The 16423-nt window shown below is 38.2% G+C and carries 15 protein-coding genes; all 15 read right to left on the bottom strand.

Annotation, left to right across the window (positions count from 1 at the left end):
- Positions 1-7: 7 nt before the first annotated feature.
- The 15 genes from ybeY to dnaJ all read right to left on the bottom strand — a co-directional run bounded on the left by ybeY (position 8) and on the right by dnaJ (position 16423).
- Positions 8-445, bottom strand: a complete 438-nt coding sequence (gene ybeY, locus I0Q91_RS02960) for an rRNA maturation RNase YbeY (RefSeq protein ID WP_270452769.1) — start codon at positions 443-445, stop codon at positions 8-10.
- A complete protein-coding gene (locus I0Q91_RS02955) occupies positions 429-2570 on the bottom strand; it encodes an HD family phosphohydrolase (protein ID WP_270452768.1) in 2142 nt (713 codons plus the stop codon). Before I0Q91_RS02955 ends, ybeY begins: the two co-directional genes overlap by 17 nt.
- A 28-nt stretch (positions 2571-2598) precedes the next feature.
- A complete protein-coding gene (locus I0Q91_RS02950; RefSeq protein ID WP_270452767.1) occupies positions 2599-3555 on the bottom strand; it encodes a PhoH family protein in 957 nt (318 codons plus the stop codon).
- Between the two features lie 484 nt (positions 3556-4039).
- Complete coding sequence (locus I0Q91_RS02945; RefSeq protein WP_270452766.1) at positions 4040-4858, bottom strand: alpha/beta fold hydrolase; 819 nt, start codon at positions 4856-4858, stop codon at positions 4040-4042.
- Positions 4859-4873: 15 nt separating this feature from the next.
- Positions 4874-5875 carry a class II fructose-bisphosphatase gene (gene glpX, locus I0Q91_RS02940; protein WP_270452764.1) on the bottom strand — a complete coding sequence of 334 codons (1002 nt, stop codon included), beginning with the start codon at positions 5873-5875 and terminating at the stop codon, positions 4874-4876.
- Positions 5876-5878: 3 nt separating this feature from the next.
- The gene (ccpN, locus tag I0Q91_RS02935; RefSeq protein WP_270452763.1) at positions 5879-6499 is read right to left on the bottom strand and encodes a transcriptional regulator CcpN; all 621 of its coding nucleotides are present in this window, start codon (positions 6497-6499) and stop codon (positions 5879-5881) included.
- Between the two features lie 6 nt (positions 6500-6505).
- Entirely contained in the window at positions 6506-8845 is a 2340-nt protein-coding gene (gene ppsA / locus I0Q91_RS02930; RefSeq protein ID WP_270452762.1) for a phosphoenolpyruvate synthase, read from the bottom strand.
- A gap of 119 nt (positions 8846-8964) precedes the next feature.
- Positions 8965-9507 carry a hypothetical protein gene (locus I0Q91_RS02925; RefSeq protein WP_270452761.1) on the bottom strand — a complete coding sequence of 181 codons (543 nt, stop codon included), beginning with the start codon at positions 9505-9507 and terminating at the stop codon, positions 8965-8967.
- 12 nt (positions 9508-9519) lie between these two features.
- Positions 9520-10545 carry a flotillin-like protein FloA gene (floA, locus tag I0Q91_RS02920; protein WP_270452760.1) on the bottom strand — a complete coding sequence of 342 codons (1026 nt, stop codon included), beginning with the start codon at positions 10543-10545 and terminating at the stop codon, positions 9520-9522.
- 4 nt (positions 10546-10549) lie between these two features.
- Positions 10550-11854, bottom strand: coding sequence for an NfeD family protein (locus I0Q91_RS02915; protein WP_270452759.1), 1305 nt, complete (start codon positions 11852-11854; stop codon positions 10550-10552).
- Between the two features lie 18 nt (positions 11855-11872).
- Positions 11873-12208 (bottom strand): histidine triad nucleotide-binding protein, encoded by a 336-nt coding sequence (locus I0Q91_RS02910; RefSeq protein ID WP_270452758.1) that lies wholly within the window; start codon positions 12206-12208, stop codon positions 11873-11875.
- A 76-nt stretch (positions 12209-12284) separates the two neighbouring features.
- Positions 12285-13613: a tRNA (N(6)-L-threonylcarbamoyladenosine(37)-C(2))-methylthiotransferase MtaB gene (mtaB, locus tag I0Q91_RS02905; RefSeq protein ID WP_270452757.1), complete on the bottom strand. Its 1329-nt coding sequence runs from the start codon at positions 13611-13613 to the stop codon at positions 12285-12287.
- Between the two features lie 17 nt (positions 13614-13630).
- Positions 13631-14395: an RsmE family RNA methyltransferase gene (locus tag I0Q91_RS02900; RefSeq protein WP_270452756.1), complete on the bottom strand. Its 765-nt coding sequence runs from the start codon at positions 14393-14395 to the stop codon at positions 13631-13633.
- Positions 14388-15284 carry a 50S ribosomal protein L11 methyltransferase gene (locus I0Q91_RS02895; protein WP_270452755.1) on the bottom strand — a complete coding sequence of 299 codons (897 nt, stop codon included), beginning with the start codon at positions 15282-15284 and terminating at the stop codon, positions 14388-14390. Before I0Q91_RS02895 ends, I0Q91_RS02900 begins: the two co-directional genes overlap by 8 nt.
- Positions 15284-16423 (bottom strand): molecular chaperone DnaJ, encoded by a 1140-nt coding sequence (dnaJ, locus tag I0Q91_RS02890; protein ID WP_270452754.1) that lies wholly within the window; start codon positions 16421-16423, stop codon positions 15284-15286. The genes I0Q91_RS02895 and dnaJ overlap by 1 nt, the downstream gene beginning before the upstream one ends.

Below are 16423 nucleotides of genomic sequence, written 5' to 3'. Positions count from 1 at the left end.
AATCAGTCTAACGGGTAAATCCATGATCTTCTAATAATTCTTCTTCAGCCTTGCGCATTTCAGCTTTATCGGCATCAGATTTATGATTATAACCTAAAATATGAAGCAATCCATGGACCATTAAAAACCCAACCTCTCTCCGCAGGCTGTGGCCATAATCCTTGGCCTGCTCTAAAGCCCTGGGCAGAGAGATAATCACCTCGCCAAGAAGCTCTTCATCAATCGGGAAAGAAAGAACGTCAGTCACCTCATCTTTATCTCGATAAGTCTTGTTTAATTCCTTTATCTTTGAATTACCAACAAAGGTAATACTAATCTCAGCATCATTAATGCTTTTATCCAAAAGAAGGTTATCAGCCAGCTCCTTTAAATCAGCAAGCAGATTGGAGTCAAGGCGTTCATCATCAATCAAATTATTTAACATCACATTATTTTGCTTTGCCATTACTCTTCTCCCCCATTTCCTCTTCAATATCATCAGGATAATCAACCCTCTGATGATAGATACCAGTTAAAATTCGGGTAAAGCTTTCAGCTATAGTATTTAAATCTTTAAGGGTCAGTTCAGAGTTATCAAGTTGATTTTCAATCAACTTTTCTCTAATTAAGCCTTTAATCAGGACCTCAATCCTATTATGATTGCTCTTATTAAAGTTCTTGGAACGAACAGCAGCCTCACAAATATCAGCCAGCATAATAATAGCTGCCTCCTTGGATTCAGGTTTAGGGCCATCATACCTAAAATTAGATTCATTAAAGTTAGAGTTATCACTATCTTTTAAAGCCTCCTGATAAAAATAGGAGATCAAATTAGTCCCGTGATGCTGTTCTATAATATCAACAATTGCAGGTGGCAGATTATATTCCTTTGCCATCTCAACCCCATCCTTGGCATGGGATTTAATAATTAGAGCACTTAAATTAGGCTTAATGTTATCATGGGGATTCTCGCCACCAAATTGATTATCACTAAAGAAATACGGCCTCGATAACTTCCCGATATCATGATAATAAGCACCTACCCTGGCCAGCAGAGAATTTGCACCGATATTATCGGCTGCAGTTTCAGCAAGATTACCGACCAAAACACTATGGTGATAAGTTCCAGGAGCCTCAACTAATAATTTCCTCAATAAAGGTTGACTGGGATTGGAAAGTTCCAGCAACTTAACAGAAGAAGTCAGGCCAAAGAGACTTTCTAAATAGGGTAAAAGCCCATTGGCAAATATAGCCACTAAAATACCATTCAATAACCCTATACCCATAATAGTCAGAGTATCAATAGCTGAATAAGCCGGTTCAATAAATGAAAACATAACCAGAGTTACAATCAAAGCAGCACTTACATTAAAGCCAGCCCGGACTAAATCATTTCTCTGACTCAAATTCTCAACACTAAAGATTCCAACCATACTACCGACAAAAGCAAGGGCCGCAATACTAAAGGCACCACCAAAGATTAAAGGCAGCAATAAAGTTATATAAAAAGTTACAGCAACAGCAATTGAACTATTTAATAATACCGATAATAAAATCGGTACCATAGCTGCCGGAGCCAGATACATCAACAAATTCAGATCAAAAGCAGTCAGTATTCTGGCCAGAATAAATAATATCAATAGCAGAATCTGGATAAGATTTATACTCTTATTTTCTTTCCAGATCTTTGGGTGATACCCTCTAATATAATAGACCATAACCAGCGTAATTATAATAAAATAAAGGGCAATACCGGTTATCTGAAACCAGCTTAGATCAGATTTATTTAAACCAAACTGATCAAGTAATTCAAGATGCTCAGAAGTAAATTCTTCTCCTCTATTAATTATTACCTCTCCAGTAGCTATCTCTCTAGTTACCGGGTCAACCTGATTTGCCATCTCGCTTCTTAACTCTTCAGTTGCCGTCTCATCATAAATTAAATTAGGAACTAAAGCAGGCTCAATAAAACTTAATAAAAGCTCACGGACATCACCACTAATATCTGTATCGATTAGTCTCTGCTCCAGCTCATCATAGATTTCATCCATTTGATCACTGGCAACCCTGCCATTGTAAACCTCTCTCAATACACCTTCCGTTACCTCTTCAAATCTATCCAGCTCATCTGAGCTAAAACCAACCAGCAATTCAAGCTCTTCCTGGGAAAAATTTTGATTCAAAAAGTTAAGCTCATAATTCAGATCTGCAATATTATCTGTTTCAGAATCAAAATCATGAATAATACTGAAGGTCTGACTTATCTGATCCATTGTATCATTAAAAGCCACTCTATTCTCTTCATAAACAGGGTCGACACCTGTCCTGGCCAGCTCCCTCCTCAGATCAGTCTCCTCAGAATCAATTACAACAGCAGACTGAGGGGCTCTGATAGTTAGCGGGCTCTCATCGCCAACTTCATATTGACCGGTGGCTGGAATCAAATGGCCTGTCAGAATAAATATTATACCTAAACAGAAGATAATCCCGATAACCAGCTTCCTAGTATCGTCACTCAAATTGGCCGGGGATATCTTCGATTCCTTTAATATATCAAAATATTTTTTGATTTTCTCTAAATATTTATTCATTAATAACACCTACAGATAAAAACAGAATTTATTTACCACTCTCTTCATAAGCAGAGATGATCTTTCTAACCAGATTATGCCTGACAACATCAGTCTCATCGAGATAAATAAAATCAATTCCATGAATTCCAGCCAGAATCTTCTCAACCTCTCCCAGTCCAGATTTCTTACTATAAGGCAGATCAACCTGAGTTATATCTCCGGTTATTACAGCCCTGGAATTAAAACCAATCCTGGTCAACATCATCTTCATCTGCTCCGAGGTTGTATTCTGTGCCTCATCAAGAATTATAAAAGAATCATCTAAAGTTCTCCCCCGCATATAAGCCAGTGGAGCAACCTCTATAATATCTTTCTCCATATAACTATTAACCTTTTCAGGCCCCAATACATCAAATAACGAATCATAGAGTGGCCTTAAATAAGGGTCAACTTTCTCCTGCATATCCCCTGGCAGAAACCCGAGATTCTCTCCGGCTTCAATGGCCGGCCTGGTTAAAACTATCCTATTCACATTATTATTAAGAAGGTTTTTAACAGCCATAACTACCGCCAGATAGGTCTTACCTGTACCAGCAGGCCCAATCCCAAAGACTATATCCGATCTTTTCATCGCATCAATATAAATCTTCTGGCCAAGGGTTTTAGCCTTAATCTCCCTGCCCTTATAATTAACCTGTAAAACCTCATCATATAAATTCTTAAAACTTAAATCACTATCATTTTGAAGCTGTTCAATAATATATTTAAGCTGCCTTGAATTAACAGGGTTGTCACTCTCCTGTAAATCAAGCATCTCCTCAAGAGTTCTTTTGGCAATAAAGACATCCTCTTTATCGCCCTGTATCTTGATCTCAGTCCCCCTTGAGATAATTTTTACATCCAATCTATCTTCTATTATCTTTAAGTTATCATCTAACTGGCCAAAAATATTTCTGGCCTTATCATAATTATTTACTGTAATAATTTCTTCTGTATTGCTCACAATATTCCTCCTTGTAACAGATAATTATTTAAATATTTATCAAGCCCTTCAATTAATTATAACATATCAGGCTCTGCTTACAAATTAACATAAAAACAGCCATGTTCTCACATGGCTGAATATATAAGTTTATTTATAATTTAATCAAGGCTCAGGCCTGTTTAAAACAGATAATTACCCAATTATACTCCAGGTCTTATCCAGGAATGCTCCAGCTTTCCTCCGGGATTGCTCCGGGATTGCTCCGGGAATGCTCCGGGTTTGCTCCGGCTCAAATTCGATAAACTTTCGGTGATTCTTCGGTCTCTCTTCGGTTTAGATTCGGTTTAGATTCGGTTTAGATTCGGTATAGCTACGGTTTAAATACGACAGAGCTACCCTCATGATCTAATTTATCTCCTCCAGATAAATAGATGAAATTTATTACCTGAACAAATATTATATCATATAAACCAATAAAAAGCTATACCTAAACTAAAAATAATTAATTATTTTTAGCTGTCAGAGCTAAATGGCCTAAAACTACTGTATTAAACTCATCCATTTTTTCATAGCAGGAAGCATGCCCGGCATCATTAATTGTAATTAACCTGCTATCAGCAATTTCATCAGCAATCTCCTTCATCTTTTCTAAAGGAGTTAAGATATCCCTCTCTCCAGCAACTAATAAAACAGGCATCTCTATTTTGGCTAACTGATTTTCAATATCAAAATCATAGGAACTCTCGGCCAGCCGATTAAACCTGGTCAGCCACTTTTCATCTAAAACATCAGCAAGAATCTCTTCCCGGGATGCTAAAAACTCCTGATTATGCTTATAAAAATAATCAGAGTAGATAAAGGGCATCGCTAACTTAAAAAACTTCCGGCCATCCTTTAAATCAGCAGCCTCCTGCCAGGCCTGACTGGCAGCTTTAAGGTAGGGCGTAACCCTGGAAACAGTATTGGCTAAAACCATCGATTTTATCCGTTCAGGATATTTAATAGCCATTAACATGGCAACCATTCCGCCATAGGAAATTCCTACAGGAATTACCTGTTCAAGTTCAAGCTGATCCATTAATTTAATAATATCTTCTACATGAATATCGATCCTGTAATCTTCAGGATAACTATCTGATAAACCCTGGTCTCTAAAATCAACCCTTAAAACTCTATAATTATTCTCAGTATATACTGGAACAAAATCAGCCCAGCTGGCTGTGCTCATCATAATCCCATTCAAAATCAATATTACTGGACCACTTTCACCATCTAAATGATAATTTATTTTTAAACTGTCATCCACAACAAATTCTGCCATCAACATCACCTCAAATTAATAATCTTTTGACGCCTTTATATTAAAGATATCCTTTGGAAAGTAATCAGGTTTCTGAGTAATCTTGTGATCAGCTGAAATATATCTAACTGTCCCAGTCTTACTCCTCATAACCAGTGAATAGGTAGTCGCTTTGTTCCCATGATAGCGAACCCCCTTTAAAAGATCACCATCAGTTATACCAGTAACTGCAAACATAATATCATCGCCAGCTGCCAGATCTTCAGTCTTATAAATCTTATCAAGATCAGTAATTCCTAAATTCCTAGCCTTCTCTTTATCAGCCTCATCACGATAAACTAACCTGGCTTGAATCTCTCCGCCTAAACATCTAAGAGCAGCAGCTGTCAGAACCCCTTCAGTTGCTCCGCCGATACCGATGGCAAGATCTATTCCGTTATCTTTTAGGGCAGTGGCTATTCCGCCAGCAACATCACCATCAGCAAGTAGCTTTATCCTGGAACCGACTGCCCTAATCTCTGAGATCAAATCTGTATGCCGTTCTCTATCTAGCACAACTACAGTCAGATCTTTTACACTTTTATTTAATGCTTCAGCTACAGACCTTAAATTATCCTCAACACTGGCATCAATATTAATAGCACCCCTGGCTTCAGGTCCAGCCATTATCTTATCCATATAAATATCTGGAGCCTTTAAAAGTGTCCCTCTATCAGCCACAGCAATCACTGATAAAGCATTCGGCAGACCTCTGGCAACCAGACTGGTCCCTTCAACTGGATCAACTGCAATATCCAGTTCTGGTCCACCTTTCTGATCACCGATCTTTTCACCAATATATAAACGAGGGGCTTCATCTTTTTCACCTTCACCGATTACAACAACCCCATTTATATTTACAGTCTCAAACATAGTCCTCATAGCATCAACGGCTGCACCATCTGCTGATTTTTTCTGACCCTTACCCATCCATGGAGCAGAGGCCAGAGCAGCAGCTTCCGTTACTCGTACAAATTCTATCGCTAATTCTCTTTGCATTATTTAATCACTCCCTATCTCAGTTGCATAATCAACCAGCGCATTACTAATCGAAGTTTTACTTATTCTACCAATGACCTTTTCATCTTCTACAACAGGCAATGAATCAACCTTATTATCAACAATCTTTCTGGCAGCCATTAATAAAGTTTCATCCTTAATGGCTGTTATCAGCTTCGGTACCCTGGTCATCGCCAGACTTACCGGTATTTCATTTAAATCACGATTCCCCATGGCCATCTTTAATAGATCCTTTCTGGAAATAACCCCAACCAGTTCATCATACTCATCAATTACAAAGACAGTCCCGGTATCTTCAAGGAACATCGTCACAATTGCATCATAAATACTTGTATCTTCAACAAGGTTTACAGGTAATGACATAATCTCTTTAACCTTAATATTAAAAAGTGAATCAAGAGAGCCTGGTTCAGGCCTTTCTCCTTTATAGAAATAACCAACCCTGGGCTTAGCATCAAGTATATCAAGCAAAGAAAGCACTGAAAGATCATTTCTAATGGCAGCCCGGGATAACTCGAGATTATCTGCAATCTCCTGGCTGGTTATCGGTTGATTATTCTTTACAAGATCAATTATTTCTTTCTGTCTTTGATTTAATTCCATATCCTATCATTTCCTCATATTTCGCAAGATTAACCTCTGTTCAACCTGGGCTACAAGCCTCCTTGTATAATTTACAGTATCAGGATTAACACTGATACTATCGATTCCAGCTTCAACTAAAAACTCAGCAAATTCAGGATATACTGAAGGTCCCTGGCCACAGATAGAGACTGTATTACCATGTTTGCCAGCAACATTTATCAATTCCTGGATAGCAGTCTTAATAGCAGGATTCCGCTCATCAAAATAACCCATCCGGTTTAAAATTCCAGAATCTCTATCAGCCCCCATAATTAATTGGGTCAGATCATTGCTACCAATACTGAAACCATCTATTAGCGGACAGAAATCTGCTGCCTGAAAGATAACTGAAGGAACTTCAGCCATAATCCAGATCTTAAAATCTCGGTTCCGTTCCAAGCCTTCTTCTTTTAAGATTTCAAGAGCCCGTTCAACCTCCCAGGTGGTTCTAACAAAGGGAAGCATTAAATTAACATTGGTCAAATTATATTCATCCCGTACTTTTTTAACAGCCTTACATTCAAGTCTAAATCCTTCAATATAATCATCAGATATATACCTGGAAACTCCACGCCAGCCAATCATCGGATTATTTTCAACAGGTTCAACCTTTTCTCCGCCTTTAAGACCTCTAAATTCATTGGTCCTGAAGTCGCTCATCCGTAAAGTCAATGGCCTTGGATAAACCTCCTGAGCAACCATAGTAATCGCCTCTGAGAGTTGCCTAATAAATAAATCCCCTTCACCCTGCTGTAAAAGATAAATAGGGTGGGCACCAATCACATTTGAGAAGATAAATTCAATCCGCATCAGACCGATCCCATCAAAATCTAAATCTTTATAGCGGTTAATCAGATGGGGCTCACCTAAGTTCATGTAAATTTTTGTTCCAGTTACTGGTTGAGTCTTGATATTTTCTGGAGCCTGTAAAACTGGACCAGTACTCTGCTCAGCAGTTTCATCCTTTGATTTAACTTTGCCTTCAAAGACAACACCTCTGGTTGAATCAACTGTTACAATCTGATTATTCTCTAAAATCTTTGTGGCATCTCCACAGCCAACAATACATGGAATACCAAGTTCCCTGGAAACTATAGCTGCATGACAGGTTCTACCGCCTTCATCTGTAACAACTGCTGCAGCCCTCCGCATAGCTGGAACCATATCTGGATTGGTCATTGAAGCCACCAGAATATCGCCCTCTTTGACCATTTCAAGCTTATTAAAATCTTCAACAATCACAACCGGTCCACTGGCATTTCCAGGAGAAGCATTTAAACCTCTAACAACAGGCTGAAGTTCTGCTGCAGAATCAACTAAAACCTCATCATCCTCTTCAAGATCAAGGGTAGTTATCGGTCTGGACTGCAAGAGATAAACCTCAGAATCTTCACCGGCAATAGCCCATTCAATATCCTGGGGAGCATCATAAATTTTTTCAATTTTTAATGCCTGTTTATAAAGTTTATCTATTTCTCTATCAGTCAAAGATGATTCTATGACAGCATCTTCACCGAGATAAGAAGCTGTTTTAACAACTTCTGTGCCGACACCTGAATCTCCTTTTTCTACTATCATTTTTATTTTTTTGCCAAGGTTTTTCTCTATAACTTTTCCATTATTTTTATCAAGTAAATAATCATCAGGGGTAACAAGCCCGGAAACAACAGCCTCTCCCAGACCCCAACTTGAATTTATTAGTAAATGATCTTTATTTCCTGTAGTTGGATCGACTGTAAAAATAACTCCAGCTTTTTCGCCACTGACCATCTGCTGAACAACAACACTTAAAGCTACATCAGTCTGAACAAATCCTTGATCCTGGCGATAGTAAATAGCTCTGGCAGTCCAAAGTGAAGACCAGCATTTCTTAACATGGTATAGAAGTTCATTGGGGCCAGAAATATTTAAATAAGTATCCTGCTGGCCGGCAAATGAAGCATCTGGCAGATCCTCTGCAGTAGCTGAACTCCTGACAGCAACATTCTCTGTCTTAACTCCTTTAGCTTTTAGCTGTTCATAGGCCTCTAAGATATCAGCTTTGATTGCCTCAGGCATCTCGCCTTCAGCCATAAATCCTCTAATTTCCCTGGATAACTGCTGGAGTTCACTGGCATTTTCTGTATCAAGACCAACTAATAAGCTCTTAATCCTATCCTGGAGATTATTTTCTACTAAAAAATTTCTATAAGCTTCAGCTGTTATAGAAAACCCTGGGGGAACATTTACACCATTATTAGTAAGTTCTCCTAAATTAGCACCTTTCCCACCAACCAGATTAATATCGCCTTTACCAATTTCTTCAAACCATTTAATATACTTCATTTAATTATCACCCCTATATTATATTAAATATAGTATATCACAATTAGCTAAAAAAATAAATAGTGTACCATAAAAAAGCATAAAGCCTAATTAAATAGGCTTTATGCTACACTATTAATTTATTCTTTTTCCTTATATACCGGTTTATACGGTTTCAGACTTCTAGGTGGTGACAATATCTCTTTCATTATTATTCCATTCATCAATGACTTGTTATCAAAACTTAAGTCATGGCCAACTTCACCACTGCCGCCAATCTCACCTGATTGAATTGCAGATTTCTTTCTTGATTTTAAACCAACTAGTCTTTTTTTATCTTTTTTATCCTTTTCTTCCTGTCTTGCCTTATATTCTTTAACGGTATCTGACTCCAGAACTTCAGGTTTTTTCTTCTGTTCTCCCTTTTCTCCCCCAAATTTATCGTCAATCTCAGATAAATCAAGTTCAAAACCTGGAGGCGGTCCCTTTCTAGAACCTGGAGCAGGTCTGGAAGTTTTTGGCTGCTTCCGGTTAGAGCTTCCACCACTGCTTTTATCAGAACCACTGGCATCTTCAGCCTTTTCTTCAATACCTTTAAAGACTCGAATAATAAACCTGATTATCCGTGTAATAAATGCAATGAAGAAAAAGGCAAATAATAGGAGTGAAAGTAGACCTTCCATTTAAATCACCCCTTAGTTTTTATCCTTATTTTTGCTTTTCTTATTCTTTTCTCTATCCTTTTGAGTATTATCCCGCTCTTCTTCCTGAGACGATGAAATACTCTTTCTCATCTTAGTATCTGATTCTATATTTTTAAAGTTCATATAATCCATAACGCCTAAATTACCATTTCTAAAGGCTTCAGCCATGGCAAGAGGTACTTCAGCTTCAGCTTCAACAACCTTAGCCTGCATTTCCTGAACTCTGGCTTTCATTTCCTGCTCTTCAGCAACAGCCATAGCTCTTCTTTCCTCAGCTTTAGCCTGGGCAATATCTTTATCAGCCTCAGCCTGATCTTTCTGTAAAGTTGCTCCAATATTCTTGCCAACATCAACATCAGCAATATCAATAGATAAGATTTCATAGGCTGTACCTGAATCAAGACCCTTCTCAAGGACTGTTTTCGATATAGAGTCAGGATTTTCTAAAACATTTTTATGGGATTTAGCAGAACCAACTGTTGTAACAATACCTTCACCAACTCTGGCAAGAACTGTCTCTTCACCGGCTCCACCAACTAATCGTTCTATATTGGCTCGAACTGTAACTCTAGCAGTAGCCATTACCTGAATACCATCCATTGCAACTGCAGTAACCACTGGTGTATGAATAACCTTTGGATTAACACTCATTTTTACGGCTTCTAAAACCTTTCTACCGGCAAGATCAATAGCTGCAGCCCGTTCAAAGGTAAGCTCAATTTCAGCTCTATGGGCAGCAATCAGTGCATCTACAACCTCATTAACATTTCCTCCAGCCAGATAATGGGCCTCAAGCTTATCACTGCTTAATTTAAGTCCAGCTTTATGAGATTTAATCATCGGGCCAACTATCTGTCCTGGTGGTACTCTCCTTAATCTCATACCTATCAGATTAAAAAATCCAATCTTAACGCCAGCCGCTGTTGCAGAAATCCATAAACCTAATGGAATGAAATAGAAAAATACGATCAGAAATAAAATTACTAAAACAATAATAGCAATTGAAAAAATATCCATTCTCTCACTCCTCCTTTTTGGGTTTCACAATAACTCTTCTACCTTCAACTTTTACGACTATAACAGTTGTCTCGGCTTCAATATAACCGCCTTCACTTACAACATCGATCCTTTCACCATCAAAATCAGCAATACCTGCCGGCCTCAATGTACTAACAGTTCTACCTGTCTTGCCGACTAAATCTTTATAATCTTTACTGGAGACATATCCTGTCTCAGTTGTCAGACTCTCGCCTAGAGAAATTCTTCGCCAGAAATAACTTGTTCCAAAAAACTTAATTAAAATAATAGTCCCAATAGTAGAAAGGACTAGAACTGCAGCCATAATAGTCCAGGCCATTGAAGAATCTGGAAAGATAAAAAATAAGCTGGCAAAGATAGCTGCAATTCCTGTTATACCTGTAAAACCAAAACCTGGTATAACAAATATCTCAATAGCAATCAATAAAAGTCCAGCTAAAAATAAAACGACTAGACCCATACCTGCATATCCCTGGATCAAATAACCAGAGAAAAATAGAGCCAGACTGGCAACTCCAATCGTTCCACTAACACCAAAGCCTGGTATTAACGCCTCACCAATTAAAGCTATAATCCCTAAAGATAACAGAAAGACAGAAACAAATGGATTTGTTATTAACCCGGCAAAACTTTCCAGACCTGTCTTTTCTATTCTGGTTAAGTCAGCGTCAGAATATCCAAGATAGCCTAAAAATTCATCAAAGTTAGCAAATCTTCCATCAGCAAATCCTAATTCTACTGCCTGTGATGATGTCAATGATAATAATTTTCCACTCTCTATCACATCTTCAATTTCAATATCAGCATCTACCATGGCAGCTGCAATTTCAGGATCTCTGCCTCTTCTTTCAGCTGTAGCTGCAAATTCAGATCTCAAAGCTGAGATATATTTTTCATCATAGGGTCTTGTCTCTGCAGCCCCCATACTGCTTCCTTCACTCATATAAATCCTATCTGCACCTAAGGCAACTAAGGTGCCAGCCGACCAGGCCCGATTACTTATATAAGCAACAATTTCTCCAGGATAATTCACCAACTGATCTCTGATTGAAATCCCGGAATCAACCAGTCCACCATAGGTATCTACATCAACAATTACAAGTTCAGCCTGGTTTTCCAAAGCCTCTTCTAAACCTCTATTCAAAAATGTAGCCATTCCTGGATCTACATCACCATGAAGGGGAATAAAATAAACCCTGGCAGAAACAGGTGCTGCCAGTATAAATATAAATAAAATTCCGAAAATAAAACCTATAAAATATTTATTAAGTCCTTTGCTACCTGCCATATTTACTCCTCCTTAAATTTAGCCTGGAGGCCATTGGAGTTGTCTGCCGCCTAAAAGATGAAAATGGAGATGATTAACTGTCTGTCCGCCTTCTGGACCACAGTTATTGACAATTCTAAACCCATCTTCAAGCTCTCTTTCTTCAGCCAATTCAACAGCAACCTGATGAACTCTCCCAACTAAATTATAATCCTCAACATCTAAAATAGATGGAATGTGCTCTTTAGGGACAACCAAAAGATGAACTGGAGCCTGGGCATTTATATCAGCAAATACCATAAGCTGATCATCTTCATAGATAAATTCTGTATCCATTTCACCATCTCTTATCTTACAAAATATACAATCATCCATAGTTAGCCCTCCTTGAAATATAATATATTTAAGTCTTACTTGATTATACCATAGAATTAAAAATTTTGCAGATAATCTATTCAATTATTTTTACAGGATAGGGTTCTTCACCTTTAGCCTCTAACAATTCAACAGTTTTCAACTTATTAACTAAATCCTCCTGGTATTCAACTCCTACCCGGATATAATTGCCAGTATATCCAGTTATCATCCTGTCAGAACGGTTATCTTCAAATAAAACTTCCAGCTGGTTATCCTGTACAGAGCTCCTGTACTCCCTGGCCAGTTCAGCTCCTAATTGGTTCAATTTATTATATCGTTCTTTTTTAAGATCCCCATCAATATTATCTTTCATCCTGGCTGCTGGTGTCCCTGGTCTGGGTGAATAGGAAAAGATATGGAGTCTGCTGAAACCAGCTGCTTTTACAACTTTTAACGTCTCCTTGAAATCAGCCTCTGTCTCACCTGGAAAACCAACAATAATATCAGTAGTTAAACCGATCCCAGGGACTCTATTTTTAATATTCTCGATATACCCTAAAAATTCCTGCTGATTATATGGTCTATTCATTTTTTCTAAAATTCTGCCACTCCCACTCTGTAAAGGTAGATGGAGATGTGAACAGATTTTATCTGAATTCCTCATAATCTCAAGCATAGAATTAGTGACCTCGCCGGCCTCAATTGAGCTTAACCTGATTCTGAAATTACCTTTGATATCTATTAATTCTTTTAAGAGATCAGCCAGATAATCCTTGTTACCATCAAAATCTTTACCATAGGCTCCAAGATGGATCCCTGTTAAAACAAATTCTTTAACACCTTGAGCGGCAAGTCTTCTAAATTCTTCAATCACATCTTCCTGGGCACGGCTTCTGATCCTACCCCTGGCGTATGGGATTATACAATAACTACAGAACTGATCGCAGCCATCCTGTATCTTAATATTAGCTCTCGTTGTCTGATTTAAATCAACAAGCTTAAAATCTTGAAATTGATCAATCTCTTCATATTCTTCCCGGCTTCCTAACCACCTATCATCTCCACCAGCCTTTAAATCATTTAAAAGCTGAATCAGATTATCTTTATTAGATGTTGAGATCAAATAATCAACTTCCTCTACATCCTCAACCTCTTCTGGAGATACCTGGGTATAGCATCCAGCCATAATTACAATAGAATCTTTGCCGCCTCGTCTTTTAGCCTGACGGGCAAGACTTCTTGATTTACTGGCTGCTGAAATCGTAACAGCACAGCTATTTATTAAATATAAGTCTGCATCAGATTCAAAATCAACGATCTGATAACCGGCATTTTTAAACATCTGCTCTAATGCTTCAGCCTCATACTGGTTAACTCTGCAGCCTAAATTTTTAATTGCAGCTTTTACAACTGAATTTACCATTTAAATCACCATCCAAATCATATTTCCCCTCTTTCGTATAATATCAAACCTGTTACCAGAGGAGCAACTGTTTCAGTTCTTAAAATTCTTGGACCTAAATTAAACCCATAAGTATTATCAACAGATAAAATCTCATCAATCTCAGTATCTGTAAAACCACCTTCAGGCCCAACCAGAATTAAAAATCTTAGATCTTCATAATCACAACTGGTTTCAAGCTTATTTACAACCTCTTTTAAACCACTGGCTTCATTGCGGGCCCTGGCTATCAGGATTGCATCAAATTCAGAAAAGCTCCCTTTAAGTTGAGCTAAATCAACCGGGTCAAAAATTTCAGGGATTTCCCCTCGTTCTGATTGCCTGGCAGCTTCCTTAATAATTTTCTGCCACCGCTTTATTTTTTTTGCTTTCCTGGATTCCTTGATTTTAACAACTGTTCTTGCAGTCTCTAAAGGATAAAAGCCGACTGCCCCAATCTCTGTCGACTTCTGTAGAACATATTCAAAATTACCCTTTTTAGCTATTGCCTGGGCGATATAGATCTGAACCCTGGGTTCGCCGGCTGTTTCTTCAATTGCTATAATTCTACATTCAGCTATTTCCTGTTTAACTTCCAGAATTTCAACTTCATATTTTAGGCCATCTCCATCAAGCAATAAAATATTATCCCCTGATTCATGGCGGAGGCTATTAAAGATGTGATTATATAGCTCACCAGCAATAGGTACAATATCACCTTCATTTAGATTATCAGGCTTATCCTTTAGGAAAAATCTACGCATTGCTATCACTCCGTCTGGCAATTAATGATCGCCATTCATTTCTCTCTATCTCTTTTATTATATCAAAATTATTGGCCAACAATCTAGTTTTTAATTTTTCTGACTGTTTATCAATATACCCACTCAGAATGATAAAACCTTCATAAGCCACCCTGTCAATAATTCCATCAAAATTAGCATGGATTATTGGGGCAAGCAGATTGGAGACTACCAGTTGAAACTTTTTAAGTTCAGACTGGCTAATATCAATAACTGCCGTTTCAATCTCTCCTGATAAATCATTATGTTTAAAATTATTAATAGAGTTTTCGATGGCAGCTTCAGAAATATCTATAGCCATTACCTGACCAACTCCAAGCTTTTTGCCTCCAATTGCCAGGATGCCGCTCCCTGTTCCAATATCAAGCATAGTTTCAACCATTTGATCTTTTATTAGATCTGTTAAATTTTTTAAAGCCAGATATGTGCTTTCATGGCTTCCAGTTCCAAATGCCTGGCCAGGATCTATAATTATAACTTCTCTATCATCAGCTTCAACCTGGTCAGCCTTCCAGGGAGGCAATATAATCCAGTCATTCCCAACTTTAACAGGCTGATAATTCTCCTGCCAACTTTCAACCCAGTCTTTCTCCTGATATAGCTCTCTTTTTAAAGTATAATTAAAATCTCTTTTATTAAGATAAGAGATTAATTTAAGCCAGTATTTATCATATAACTTATTCTCATTATTTCTAATAGTAGCCTTAGTTTCAATATAACCAGAAAATAAAATTCTGCCGTCAGAGAGACTTTCAGCAAGAAACCCCTCAGGAAAAACCTGAGAGTATAAGTTCTCGCCAACAGCCTCAAACTCTGACGGCAGTTTTAAATGGTATGCTATATAATTCATTAGTTACCTCCAAAGGCATCTTTAACCCGGCTAAAAAATCCTTTGCTTTCTGGATTTATCTCATCTCCACTTATCTTGGCAAATTTCTGGAGAAGCTCTTTCTGTTCAGAATCAAGGGATTTTGGAATAACAACTTTAATTTTAATATACTGATCACCGCGACCACTGGAACGGAGATGATTAATACCTTTATTCTTTAAGCGAAGGCTATCTCCAGGCTGTGTTCCTTCAGGAATTTTCAATTTAACTTCTCCCTCAAGGGTTGGGACCTGAATCTCATCTCCTAAAGCTGCCTGGACAAAATTAATTGGCAGCTCATAATAGACATCATCACCCTTTCTTTCAAATAGGTCATGGGGCTTAACATCTACTCTTACAAAGAGATCTCCAGATGGTCCGCCTCGTTTACCGGCACCACCTTTACCAGATAATCTAATTCTCTGTCCACTGGAAATGCCGGCAGGAATTTCAACTTTTATATCTCTCCTCCGGGTTACTCTACCTTCTCCGTTACAATCAGGACATGGTTCATCAATAATTTCACCCCGGCCCTGACAGCGATCACAGGTCTTAATCTGGGCCATATTTCCAAATGGAGTTCTCTGATTAACCCTTATCTGACCGCTACCATCACATTTTGGGCAGGTCCTCGGGTTGCTGCCTGGTTTAGCTCCTGAACCATCACAGGTCTGACAGGTCTCCTGCCTTGGAATTCTAATAGTCTTTTCAGTACCAAAGGCAGCATCTTCAAAAGAAATTTCCATCCGATACTCCAGATCTCTTCCCCTTGTTGGCCTATTCTGGGAGCGCTGGCCCATTCCTGAGAAGCCTCCGCCCATAAACATTTCAAAGAGGTCTTCTAAGCCACCAAAACCTCCCCGGGCAAAGTCTTCATAGTTGAAGTCATCATCGCCAATACCGGCATGGCCATATTGATCATAACGGGCCCTTTTATCTTCATCACTTAAAATACCATAGGCCTCTGATATCTCTTTAAATTTTTCTCCGGCTTCAGGATCATCTGGATTACGATCAGGATGATATTTCTTTGCCAGTTTTCTATATGCTTTTTTAATTTCTTTCTGATCGGCATCGCGATCGACACCTAATATATCATAATAATCTTTTTGGCTAGCCAT

Origin of the sequence: Halonatronomonas betaini (genome assembly GCF_015666175.1) — a bacterium.
Classification (GTDB): Bacteria; Bacillota; Halanaerobiia; order Halanaerobiales; family Halarsenatibacteraceae; genus Halonatronomonas; species Halonatronomonas betaini.
Note: the sequence above shows the minus strand (reverse complement) of the source record. Positions and strands in the feature narration are given on the sequence as shown.

What these genes read in the sequence shown, in the direction of transcription:
- ybeY (WP_270452769.1), bottom strand. Translation starts at nt 445, where the DNA reads ATGGCAAAGCAAAATAATGTGATGTTAAATAATTTGATTGATGATGAA.
- I0Q91_RS02955 (WP_270452768.1), bottom strand. Translation starts at nt 2,570, where the DNA reads ATGAATAAATATTTAGAGAAAATCAAAAAATATTTTGATATATTAAAG.
- I0Q91_RS02945 (WP_270452766.1), bottom strand. Translation starts at nt 4,858, where the DNA reads ATGGCAGAATTTGTTGTGGATGACAGTTTAAAAATAAATTATCATTTA.
- glpX (WP_270452764.1), bottom strand. Translation starts at nt 5,875, where the DNA reads ATGCAAAGAGAATTAGCGATAGAATTTGTACGAGTAACGGAAGCTGCT.
- ccpN (WP_270452763.1), bottom strand. Translation starts at nt 6,499, where the DNA reads ATGGAATTAAATCAAAGACAGAAAGAAATAATTGATCTTGTAAAGAAT.
- ppsA (WP_270452762.1), bottom strand. Translation starts at nt 8,845, where the DNA reads ATGAAGTATATTAAATGGTTTGAAGAAATTGGTAAAGGCGATATTAAT.
- I0Q91_RS02925 (WP_270452761.1), bottom strand. Translation starts at nt 9,507, where the DNA reads ATGGAAGGTCTACTTTCACTCCTATTATTTGCCTTTTTCTTCATTGCA.
- floA (WP_270452760.1), bottom strand. Translation starts at nt 10,545, where the DNA reads ATGGATATTTTTTCAATTGCTATTATTGTTTTAGTAATTTTATTTCTG.
- I0Q91_RS02915 (WP_270452759.1), bottom strand. Translation starts at nt 11,854, where the DNA reads ATGGCAGGTAGCAAAGGACTTAATAAATATTTTATAGGTTTTATTTTC.
- I0Q91_RS02910 (WP_270452758.1), bottom strand. Translation starts at nt 12,208, where the DNA reads ATGGATGATTGTATATTTTGTAAGATAAGAGATGGTGAAATGGATACA.
- mtaB (WP_270452757.1), bottom strand. Translation starts at nt 13,613, where the DNA reads ATGGTAAATTCAGTTGTAAAAGCTGCAATTAAAAATTTAGGCTGCAGA.
- I0Q91_RS02900 (WP_270452756.1), bottom strand. Translation starts at nt 14,395, where the DNA reads ATGCGTAGATTTTTCCTAAAGGATAAGCCTGATAATCTAAATGAAGGT.
- I0Q91_RS02895 (WP_270452755.1), bottom strand. Translation starts at nt 15,284, where the DNA reads ATGAATTATATAGCATACCATTTAAAACTGCCGTCAGAGTTTGAGGCT.
- dnaJ (WP_270452754.1), bottom strand. Translation starts at nt 16,423, where the DNA reads ATGGCTAGCCAAAAAGATTATTATGATATATTAGGTGTCGATCGCGAT.